The organism is Tropicibacter alexandrii (genome assembly GCF_003667315.2).
GTDB classification, from domain to species: domain Bacteria; phylum Pseudomonadota; class Alphaproteobacteria; order Rhodobacterales; family Rhodobacteraceae; genus Tropicibacter; species Tropicibacter alexandrii.
In genome coordinates this window covers 65492-76660 of sequence record NZ_RCTZ02000021.1, presented here as the reverse complement: position 1 = coordinate 76660, position 11169 = coordinate 65492, and the positions used below count along the sequence as shown (strand labels likewise).

Annotated in this window: 5 protein-coding genes and 1 pseudogene; 5 read left to right on the top strand and 1 reads right to left on the bottom strand. The window is 61.6% G+C overall.

Going from position 1 to position 11169, the window contains the following annotated elements; translation table 11 throughout:
• Positions 1–290: 290 nt before the first annotated feature.
• The 4 genes and pseudogenes from D8Z78_RS20175 to tnpC all read left to right on the top strand — a co-directional run bounded on the left by D8Z78_RS20175 (position 291) and on the right by tnpC (position 4172).
• Entirely contained in the window at positions 291–1601 is a 1311-nt protein-coding gene (locus tag D8Z78_RS20175; protein ID WP_164933034.1) for an ATP-binding protein, read from the top strand.
• A gap of 209 nt (positions 1602–1810) precedes the next feature.
• On the top strand, positions 1811–2221 hold the full coding sequence (locus D8Z78_RS20170; protein WP_240672197.1) for a transposase: 411 nt from the start codon (positions 1811–1813) through the stop codon (positions 2219–2221).
• Complete coding sequence (gene tnpB, locus D8Z78_RS20165) at positions 2215–2568, top strand: IS66 family insertion sequence element accessory protein TnpB (RefSeq protein WP_121632360.1); 354 nt, start codon at positions 2215–2217, stop codon at positions 2566–2568. The genes D8Z78_RS20170 and tnpB overlap by 7 nt, the downstream gene beginning before the upstream one ends.
• 54 nt (positions 2569–2622) lie before the next feature.
• Positions 2623–4172: pseudogene (gene tnpC, locus D8Z78_RS20160) on the top strand (IS66 family transposase).
• 79 nt (positions 4173–4251) lie between these two features.
• Here tnpC and D8Z78_RS20155 read toward each other — a convergent pair.
• Positions 4252–5811 (bottom strand): methyl-accepting chemotaxis protein, encoded by a 1560-nt coding sequence (locus D8Z78_RS20155; RefSeq protein WP_240672195.1) that lies wholly within the window; start codon positions 5809–5811, stop codon positions 4252–4254.
• A gap of 818 nt (positions 5812–6629) precedes the next feature.
• On the opposite strand from D8Z78_RS20155, the gene D8Z78_RS20150 reads away from it, so the two are divergent.
• Positions 6630–11003: a Hint domain-containing protein gene (locus D8Z78_RS20150; RefSeq protein ID WP_164933033.1), complete on the top strand. Its 4374-nt coding sequence runs from the start codon at positions 6630–6632 to the stop codon at positions 11001–11003.
• The last annotated feature ends 166 nt before the right edge of the window (positions 11004–11169 follow it).

Here is an 11169-nt window from a genome sequence, read left to right as displayed (position 1 = left end):
CAGTCCCATGGTTCGTCTCCTTTGCTGCAATAAATGCTATCAAAGGAGCGGCATCAAACCGCGACACGTCCAAGCCGGGGGCAGATTAGCATCGCCCCCAAGGTCATGCCGCCTAGACAAACGGAGCGGCGCAACGCCCCTGGCCGCAACCATCTACCAAAGAGTGTCAGCGGACTTGAGTTCCGCTACGGCATCCGCCAAATTCAAGCCACCGCCTGATCATGTGCGTCACCGACCTATGCACATATTTCGGTGTCAATCCCAGTAGCCTAAGGAGGATCAGACCAAAGGTGAGTGACGCGAGTGACAACTACGCTTCCGAAATGGAGCGGTTGCGCAAAATTGAATCCAGCGATCAGTTCGAGCCTTTCCTGCGGATGCTTGCTGTCGGATTGGCGGGATTTCTGATCTCGATATACACGGAATGGTTGACCCCCCTAGTTTGGGCGATCTATTACGCGGTCGCTATCCTGATGCATCGCCGGTATATCGCGACGCGGAAGGCGTTCGTGTCGCGCAACGAGGTCCTCGTTTCGGCCGCTTTGTTTGCCAATCTCCAGATTGCCTTTGTTTGGCTGCCCGTCACATTATTCATCAGTCCAAGTCGAGAACTCATTCTTGTAGGAGCAGTTCTGATTGGCACGCAACTTTTGTTCCTCGTCCGGCGAAGTGACACTCTGAATATATACAATATAATTCAAATCGTCGGCTTAATTTGCACAAGTATAATCGTATTTATCGGATTCCTTCCAGATCTGGAAACACCTATTGCGCTTACCGGTGCGGCTTTGGCACTTGTTGGTCTGAATTACTACTTTTGGCAAAGCCTGCGGACTGCGCGGCATATGAGAATTGATCAAGAATTGTCGGCGCAGCAGGCGCATCAGGCAAAAAAGATTGCTGCCATTGGTCAATTGGCCGGTGGTGTCGCTCATGATTTCAACAATAATCTGACCGCGATCATGGGCAGTCTTGAATTGCTGCAGATGGCGAACGATTTACCGGATCATCAAGAAGACATCGACAATGCCATGGTCGCTGCACGACAAGCCGCGAATACGGTCAGCCAGCTGATGTTGTTCGCCAGGGTCGAAAAGCCAAGTCTGGTGACAGTCGACTTGCGGGAGATCTTGGATGACCTCGATAAACTGACAAAGCGACTTATCCCCACATCGATCAGCTGCGATATTTCTGTTCACGACTCCGGGATGCTTGTCCGCGTCGATCGGCACCAGTTGCTTTCCGGACTGATTAACCTTGTTGTGAACAGCATCGATGCCATGCCGCAGGGTGGTCTGCTCCTGATCGAGGCCCGAAACGTTTGTCTCAGCCAGCATGAGCCATTGGCAGACGGCTCAAAACTTCCCCCCGGTCGCTATGCCAAGATTGCCGTTTCCGACACGGGTCACGGTATTCCCGCGAAGATACTGCCCGAAGTCATCAACCCCTTCTTTACCACGAAGCCGGTTGGCAAGGGCACCGGTCTTGGGCTGTCGATGGTGGCTGGGATGATCCGCGAGGTCAGGGGTGGCCTGTCGATACAGTCCGAACCGGGGAGCACTTCGGTCGCGTTGTTTCTGCCATTCGCCGATAGTGATTGAATGGGCGGCTCAAAGCCGACCTCGGGTCTAGTTTGCGGACGCGGCATGGGGCGCATCGAAGCCGCCTTTCGCCGCGTTCGCAATGCCCGCCACAGAATGAACGTGCGCTTTGTAAGAGTTGGTAGTAAGCGCCGTCTCGACCCCACGTTGCTGATTATGGCTTCGGCTGCGAGGTAATCTCCATCTCATGATGGGGAGTGCGTTTCGCAATGTCCGCTACAAATTCGTTTCTCAAATCGCTGGGCGTCGAGATCTACGCGTCGGGTCATCGTCGGTGGCCGGCTGAAGCAAAGGCCTTGGCCGTCTCGATGACCCTGGAAGCTGGAGCGACTGTAAATGCCGTAGCGGAGCGGTTTGGCATTCTGCCCAATCAACTTTCGGCGTGGCGACGAGAGGCCAAACAGGGCAAGCTGATGCTGCCTGCAGCCGAAGTCGAGGAACCTGTCTTTGCGCCGCTCGTCGTCTGCGAGGTCGCCGAGGAGGAAGCGCGTCCGGAGGTAACATCGCAGGCAGCCCTGATCAGGATCATTCGGGGGGCTGTTGTGATCGAACTCGCGCACGACATGCCCGTCGCCCGGGTCGCTGAGATCGTCCACGCGCTCGAGGCGCATCCATGCTGATGCCCTCGCAGGGTGTGCGGATTCTGGTGGCGACGAAGCCGGTCGACTTCCGCAAAGGCCATGACGGCCTCGCGGCCCTGGTCCAGTCTACTCTGGTGGAAGATCCGTTTACCGGAACGGTCTTCGTCTTCCGCTCGAAGCGCGCCGACCGAATGAAGATCCTATTCTGGGACGGCAGCGGGCTCGTGATGGCCTACAAACGGCTGGAAGAAAGCACTTTCACCTGGCCTGCGATCAGGGATGGGGCCATGACGCTGAACCGGGCAGAGTTCGAGGCCCTATTTGCCGGCCTGGACTGGCGCCGCGTGCGATCGCTGGAGGTGCGCAGACCAGCTGTGGCAGAGTGACTCGCCCCAGGGAATGATAGGGCATCGACGCATTTGGCGCGGTATAATCTGCGCATGCCCGACGCCCCGCCCATCGACCTGTCCGCGATCCCCGAGAGCCAGCGCGCCGCGGTTCTGGCGGTGCTGCAGGAGCGGGACGCTCTGAAGAAAGCAAACCGGCGGCTCGAGCATCTCGTGGCCGAGCTGAACCATGTCGTGCATGGAAAGGCTCCGAAAAGCTGAGCGATGATGACCGGCAGCTGGCCTTCGAGGACCTGGAAACGGTCGTCGCCGAGGTCGAGACCCGCAAGGAGCAGGCCGCGTCCTCCACCAGGACCCCGCGCCGGACGCGTCAGCGCAACCTTGGCCATCTTCCCGTGGATCTACCGCGCATCGAACGTGTCATCGAACCGGCGAGCCTTGAGTGCCCCTGCGGCTGCGGCCGCATGCACCGGATCGGTGAGGACCGCACCGAGCGCCTCGACATCATCCCGGCGCAGCTCCGTGTGCTGGTCGACATTCGTCCGAAATATGCCTGCCGAACCTGCTCGGACGGGGTCACCCAGGCGCCTGCGGCACCCTGGCTGGTCGAAGGCGGGCTGCCGACCGAGGGCGCCATCGCGCACGTGCTGGTGTCCAAGTTCGCGGACCACCTGCCATTCTACCGCCAAGGCCAGATCCTGGCGCGCTCCGGCATCCAGGTCGACCGCAGCACCTTGGCGGACTGGGCTGGCACTGCGGCCTTCCACCTCGGCCCCGTGTTCGACCGGCTGACCGAGCATCTCAAATCCTCGGGCAAGCTGTTCATGGACGAGACCACTGCACCTGTTCTGGATCCAGGCCGAGGGCGAACCAAGACGGGATACCTATGGGCGCTTGCCCGCGATGACCGCGGATGGGGCGGCGAGGACCCGCCCGGCGTCGTGTTTACCTATCACCCGAGCCGTGCTGGTGCCCATGCTGAGCAGATCCTGCTGGGCTTTGACGGCATCCTGCAGCTGGATGGCTATACCGGTTACGACCGGCTGACGCGCCCCTCCCGCAAGGGCGGCGCGCCGATCGCGGTTGCGCATTGTTGGGCCCATGCGCGTCGCAAGCTGAAGGAAGTCTTCGACCGTGACGGATCGGAGATTGCCGCCGAGGGGCTACGCCGGATCGCCGCGCTCTACCGCAACGAGGCCGAGATCCGCGGCATGGGCCCGGGCCAACGCCTGTCGGCCCGCCAGGCCCGCAGCGCGCCCCTCGTGGCCGAGTTCGGTGATTGGCTGCAGGCACAGCGTCTGCGTATCTCGGTCAAGTCACGCCTCGGCGAGAAGCTGACCTACATCCACCGCCAGTGGGGCAGCCTGCAGACCTTCCTCCACGACGGCCGCGTCGAGATGGACTCCAACGCCATCGAAAACCTGATCCGCCCGATCGCCCTGACAAGAAAGAACGCACTCTTCGCCGGCCACGACGAGGGCGGCCGCACTTGGGCCCGCATCGCCTCCCTGATCGCCACCGCGAAGATCAACGGCGTGGAGCCCTTCACCTACCTCAAGGCGACCCTCGAAGCGATCACCGCCGGTCACCCGGCCAGCAGGATCGACGAGCTGATGCCCTGGAGCTTCACCACCTCAAGCTGATCCCGCGTGGGGTGAAGACAGCGCTTACAGTTGGTATTGCCAACCAACCAAATTTTTTTCAGATTGCGGCGGCAACACCCTATGCGACATGGCGAATTAGCTGCGGCGAGTGATCCCGCTCCGCCGCATTCTTGAACTCTGCCACAACGTCGCTGAGCAGGTTCGTCGCAGCGGTCAGGGCCGTCGTTGCTGCCGATGTCTCTTCGAACATGGCGGCATTTTGCTGCGTCAGTTGATCGAGTTCACCCATGGTATGTTTGAGTTCTGCGATCCCCTGTGCATGCGTTCCGACCATCGACGCGATGTTTTGCATGGAGTCCGATGCATTGCGAACCGCTTCGAGAACACCGCGCAATACGGCACCAGCGTTGTCGACCAGTTCCGAGCCGTTTCTGATCTGGCGGGCACTGTCATTTATGAGAACACTGATTTCTTGCGCCGCCTCCGAGGACCGCCCGGCAAGTGCGCGAACTTCTGAAGCAACGACAGCGAACCCTTGACCTGCCGAACCGGCGCGAGCGGCCTCCACCCCGGCATTGAGCGCAAGGAGATTGGTCTGAAGCGCCACATCCTCGATTAGGTCGACAACCGAAAGGATGCGGTCAGAGCTGCTCCTGATTTGGCCCATGGCTTCCAATGCGCCGTCGACCACCTTCATGCCGTTTTCCGCGTCGCCCCGCGTTTCGGCAGTCGCCACGGCGACCTTCTGCGCGCCTTCCGAGGCAGAGGCCATGACTTCGCTGATTTGGTCGATACGCGATGCCACACTGCCCAAGGCGTTGGCTTGATCCTGCGTCCGTCTTGCAAGTTTGTCAGAAGCCGAGGCGATACTGCTTGTGTCTGCTTTGATCGAGTCCGCGTTTTCCTGCACGCTGTCCATGGCTGCCGACAAGGAGTCGACTGCGCTGTTGAACTCGTTGCGCAGCGGCTCGAACTCATCCGGAAACTCCGCCTCGATCCGGGTCGACAGGTTTCCTTTTGCCAATTTGGTCAGAGCGGCGCTCAACTGCCCCATGACGTTGAGCTGTTCCGCTTCCTTTTTGGTCAAGCTCAATTGCAACGCTTGCGAGCTTGCCAGCGCGTCGGACAGCCTTTCTGTCTCTTGCTCGATCTGCGCGCGCTGGCCGAGTTGCACACGCAGAAGGTAAAAGAGACCTGCAGTTTCGGCCACCCAAACCGTGCCGTGCAGCGCCAGACGCGCGATGTCGATGATCAAGCCGCCGCTTGGGTAGATCAGTGTCGGCATCAGCAGCGTCAATACCAAGTGATGGACGATGACAATCCCTGATGCGGCGAGCAGCGCCCGTTGATCCTGCAAGATAACAAGCACGGCGAGCACGGCAAAATAGATCAGGTGGGAGTCCAACTGCCACGGATGTCCGGACAGCGCCGCGGTCAGCAACGGCAATTGGCCCATCGCGCCCAGCGACACGGCCATTCGTGCAATCCCCCCGCCCCGCAGCTGAAGGCCGATCGTGATGGCGGCAAGTACCAAGGATATCGCCAGAAATGGCCAAGGGGACAAGCCCGCCATCCAGGCTCCGAACGCTGGAACGGGCGTCATCATAACGTTGATGTAGCCGACCACGCGCAAACCGCTTGCTTGCGCAGCTTCCAGGGACGTTTCGGTTTTTTCCATTCTAGGCTCCACAAAGTTGCGCTGCGATCGTCCCGTCGAGTACCAGCCAAGCGCCTTCAGCCCTCAAGCGGTCCGGAAAGTCTGCGGGGTGAGTGTCGGCAACGGCGAGCACGGCGATGGGCGCGCGTGTTGGGCCAATCGGCCGTCCACCCGCACGTTGCAAGATGTCAGGTAAGCCGTTCATTGGCCCCACCACAAGAAAGGTGGTTGCCGTCTGGATGGGGCGACCAGCAAGGGCCAACACCGGTGCCGCGATCAAAGGGCCCAGTATCACACAAATCATGGCAACGATGCGCATCCCGATTTCCCTATGGTTGCTGCCGCTGCCGTAGAGATAACGCTGTGATCTTACCTTGTGGTTAAATCGTCTCCACCAAGAGTCGCGCGCATGAGGCTGGTGGGATCTGAACGGTTGGGACGCATTCAGGTCTCGCGGGACCGGATTTAAGAGCCGAACAGTGGGTCGGGCATGCGGCCCGGTCCCCGTCGGCTGCGCGCCCGAAGCGCCGCTTTGGTTCAAACTGGTCGTATTAATTGCGCATATCGTCGGGGCGCCCCCCTTTGAATGCCCAAAAGGTCCATAAATCGGCCCAGTTTTTCCCGATTCATGGGCAATGACAGGTGATGCGGCGGTACGGGACGAGGCTCTCGGACGGACCGCATGTCACTGCATGCAGAACGTACGCAATCTCGGAAAAGACCAACACTGCGCGCCCGTGCGGCGCAGACTGGACGTTGAAAGACATGACCTGCACAGCGCACCCGTTGAGATATTCGGCACCGGTACCTGCGCGTCAAGGGCATGGCAGGGTGGCGCGGTGACCGTCTATTTCGTCACAACATCAAACTACAACGACCCGGCGTTCTGGTCCGCGATCAGCGAGAGCACTGCAGGCCATACGCTGGATTTCAGCGCCCTGCCATCGGGCTGGAGCGTGGATTACAGCGCGGCCTCGACCATCCTGAGACTGTTCGACGGCTCTGTCTTGCACACTGTCGGAGAAGCGGGGGACCCCGCAACGGACTACACATTCGGTGCTGGAACGCAGTTCTCGTACTTCACCGGCCTGACCGGCGGCGACGGCGGCGACTCCATCCTTGGCGGTGACGGTGACGATACGATCCTGACCGGGTTGGGCAACGATGTCGCCGATGGTGGGGCTGGCAACGATTTCATCGACGCCCGCACAAGCGCGGTCACAAGCGACACCCTCACCGGCGGCACCGGGAACGACACCATCTATGCCGGCAATGGGACCAACGTGGTCGATGCTGGCGATGGTGACGATTTCGTCCAGACCGGCAATGGCTTTGACCTGATCCTTGGCGGCACCGGCAACGATACGCTTCTTGGCGGTGCAACGAGCGATACGATCTATGGCGGCGCAGGCGATGACTCGATCAGGGGCGAAGGCGGCTCGGCCGCCAACGACGTTCTTTATGGCGAAGACGGTGCTGACACGATTCGGTTCGACGAGGGCAACGACACTGTCGACGGCGGCGCCGATGGCGACCTGATCTATGCCTCGGCCACGACGGGCAATGCGGTCATAATCGGCGGCGAGACGGTCACCACCGGCACCGATTTCGACACGCTGGACCTGAGCGCCCTGAGCGCCAGTGTCACAGTGGACTGGACAGGCTCCGAGGCAGGGACGGTTGTTTCGGGTGCAACTACGATCACGTTTAGCGAGATCGAGCAAATCGTCCTGACCAACAACGCGGACAACGTCGATGCCAGCCTAGAGACGGTGGCCATCAACCTCGACGGCGCCGGCGGCGATGACAGCCTCACCGGCGGGTCGGGAAGCGATACGCTGGATGGCGGTTCTGGCAATGATGCAATTTCTGCCGACCTCGGGAATGACACCGTCTATGGCGGCGATGGAGACGACTCGATCTGGGGCGAGGAAGGCGACGATTCCATCGAAGCTGGCACCGGCAATGACATGGTGCTCGGCGGTCAGGGAAACGATACCCTCCTTGGTGGCGACGGGTCGGATCAGCTTTGGGCTGGTTCGACGGGAACGGACCTCCTCTACGGGGACGGCGGCGATGACGATTTGCTCCTTGGATCGGGCAACGACTCCGCTTGGGGTGGCGATGGCGACGACGACTTCTATCACTACACGAGCGAGGGGGTTGGCGACACCATCACCGTCTGGGGCGGCGAGGGCGACGAGGGTGGTGCCGACCTGACCAATGGCAGTAGCGGCGATCGGCTGGTTCTCAGCTTCAACGGAGCGGCCGTAACCGACAACTTCACTGTCACCTTCAACGGCGACGAACAAGGCACGGTGACTGGCGGTGCCACGGACTGGCAGTTCTACGAAATCGAGCGCATTCTGGGAGGCGGCGGTGATGACACGATCGACGCGAGCGCCGATAGCGCCGGGCTGCAACTCCGCGGCAACGGCGGCGCGGATTCGATTATCGGCGGTTCGGGCAGCGATACGATCCTCGGCGAAAATGGCGACGACATCATCGCGGGTGGCGCGGGCGATGACAGCCTGACGGGCGGCAACGACGCCGATACCTTCGTGATCGAGGACGGGTTCGGCAACGACACAATTTTGGGCGGCGGGGGCGTTTCGACGGGCACCGATTTCGACACGCTCGACCTCAGTGCCACCACCACGCCACTGACCATCACGATTTCCGGCAGCGGCGCGGGTACGATCAGCGACGGGACCAGCACGGCGACGTTCTCCGACATCGAGCGGCTGATCCTGAGCGCCAATGCCGAAGTGGTCGACGCGACGCTGGACACCGGCGGGATCGAGATCGTCGCATTGGGCGGCAATGACAACGTCATCGGCGGGTCTGGCGCGGACACGCTGGACGGGGGGCTGGGCAACAACACCATCGACGGTGGTGCCGGGGCCGACAGCATCGTGACCAGCTCGGGCGCAGACAGCCTGAGCGGCGGCGCGGGCAATGACACGGTTAATGCCGGGTCGGGCAATGACTCCGTCGAGGGGGGGTCGGGCGATGACAGCCTCGTGGGCGGGCTGGGCCGCGACACGCTGCGAGGTGGCGATGGCAACGACACGCTGACCAACGATCAAGGCAACGACCTGCTGGATGGCGGCGCGGGCAATGACACGATCTACGGCGGCAACGGCACAGATACGCTGATCGGCGGAGCGGGCGATGACTGGCTCGAAGCCATCGACGACTTCAACTCCAACTACTTCTGGATCGACAATGCCGATGGCAACGACACGATCACCGGTTTCAACGGTGGCGGCGGCTCGCCGGATATCGTCCAGTTCTTTGCCACCACATCCAGCGACGGGGTCACCGTCACCTACACCACCGGCGAGACCGGCAGCTACGCCTTCAACGGCGCAGCGGGCACCGCCATCGGGACTTTCTTCGACATCGAAGGTGTTCATGGCACGCTGAACAGCGATGTCTTCGATGCCTCCGGCGCCCTGACCGGCTCCATCTCGGTCTACACCAATGGTGGCGACAACCTTGTCACCGGATCGGCCTTTTATGACAACATCAACCTGCAAGGCGGGGCCGAGACCGTCTTTGGCGGCGATGGCGACGACTATATCGAGACCACGGGGACCGGCACCGGCGATGACGCGATCGACGGCGGTGCGGGCAATGACTCGATCCACCTGTATGACAGCGGCACGCGGGTCACCATCGACGGCGGCGCGGGCGACGATGATATCTGGAACAGCGACAGCGACATCACCTATGTGCTGAATGACGGGTTCGGCACTGACTCGATCCGCGCTTCGACCAGCGAGGGCGATGTCAGCGGTGGCGACGAAATCGACGGATCGGCCCTGTCGAATGGTGTGAGCGTCAGCTTCAGCACCGACAGAAGTGGCGAACTGATCGATGGGGTCGATACCGTCACATTCGACGAGATGGAGCGGTTTATCCTGACCGCACAGGCCGACAGCTACGATGGCACCGGCAGCTTGCGCGCGCATGAGGTCTCCGCTGGTGCGGGCAATGACACACTTAGCGGTGGCTCCGGGTCGGACACGTTGCGGGGCGGCGATGGCGCCGACACTGTCGCGGGCGGGGCGGGCGATGACTATATCGAGGGCGGCGCGGGCGATGACAGCCTGACCACCGGCGACGGTCAGGACACCGTCTATGGCGGCGACGGCAACGATACGATCCATAACGCCGCAGGCGACGACCTGCTGGTCGGCGGGGCGGGAGATGACAGCATCATCGCCACCGATGGCAATGACACGCTGCTGGGCGAGGATGGCAACGACACGTTGGAAGGCGGCGTCGACGATGACAGCCTTGTCGGCGGCACGGGCAACGACGTCTTCGTCTACAGCGCCGGGGACGGCAACGACATCATCGCCGATTTCAACACCGGCAATACTGGTACGCTGGATGATGGCGACGACACCAATAACGACTTCATCGACCTGTCGGCCTTTTACGACTCGATCTGGGAATTGCATGGCGATCAGGCCGACGACGGCATTCTGAACCAATCGAATACGCTGTCCAGCACGGGCAAGTCCGTCGATTATTCCGACAATATCGCGATGGGCGGGTCGATCACCTTTACCGGGGCCAGCGCCGATCCGTCCTATTTCACCAACGAGAACACCGGGGTCGTGTGTTTCACCAAGGGCGCGATGATCGCAACACCGCGCGGCGCGGTCCCGATCGAAAGGCTGCGCCCGGGCGACCTCGTCCTGACCCGCGACAACGGTCCGCAGCCGCTTGTCTGGATCGGCAGCCGCCATCTGGGCCACCGCAAGCTGGCCTCTGCGCCGCAACTCAAACCCATCCTGATCGCGCCCGAACTGACCGGTGCCGACGTACCTTTGCTGGTCTCGCCGCAGCATGGCGTCTTGCTGAAATTCGACGGGGAGGAGCAGTTGGTGCGCGCCAAGCACCTCGCCCAGACCCGCGGCGGGCAGGCCCGCGTGGCCAAGGGCTGCCGGTCGGTGACCTATTACCACCTGCTGTTCGAGGCGCATCAGATCGTCTTTGCCAATGGCGCCCCGTCCGAAAGCTTCTACCCCGGCCCGCAGGCCATCCGGGCCTTGCAGGCGCCCGCCCTGAACGAGCTGCAAGGTCTGTTCCCCGACCTTGTCGCCCGCCGCGAGACCGCCAGCTACGGCAATACGGCCCGAACATTCCTGACCCGCGCGCACCTCCCCGACAGCGTCGCGGCGTTCGCATGCCCCTGAGGTAAAGGCGTCCGCGCTTGCGTCCGCAGGCGCGCTCTTGGCAGGCCCCCCGCAAGGGGGGACCGAAACAACTCACGACAAAAATGAAGACGGCCGGGATCATGATGAAACCAGCCGTCTGGCTATGCGTCAGAGCCTGTAGAAGATTGCACCGTCCACAAAAGCC